The following is a 271-nucleotide window of genomic DNA, read 5'->3' as shown; positions in this document are numbered from 1 at the left end:
CTTCCCCGATGCCGCCTATGAACGGATGACCGACCGCATTGTCGCCGAAGCCGATGCATCCACCTGGTTCCGGGTGGTTCTGACCCAGGGACTGATCGCCCTGGGCGCCCAGTCCGAGGAACCCTTCCTGGAGCTGTCCGATGAACGCGCCCTCGCCGTGCTGCACCGGGTCTCGGACCTGGAGTTCTTCGGCTTTATCCGCCGCACCACGGTCCTGAACCTTTATGACGATCCGCAGGTCTGGGAGGTGCTCGGTTATGAAGGCCCGTCC

Annotated in this window: 1 protein-coding gene; it reads left to right on the top strand. The window is 63.8% G+C overall.

All coding sequences use genetic code 11. The features are described from left to right. The coding region (locus SB717_RS35975) for a hypothetical protein (RefSeq protein WP_410907772.1) at window positions 1-271 on the top strand (271 nt) is incomplete at both ends.

Origin of the sequence: Priestia sp. SIMBA_032 (assembly GCF_046535215.1) — a bacterium.
In the GTDB taxonomy this organism is placed as follows: Bacteria; Bacillota; Bacilli; order Bacillales; family Bacillaceae_H; genus Priestia; species Priestia aryabhattai.
The sequence above is the reverse complement of the archived record's forward strand: the minus strand, read 5'-3'. Positions and strand labels throughout refer to the sequence as shown.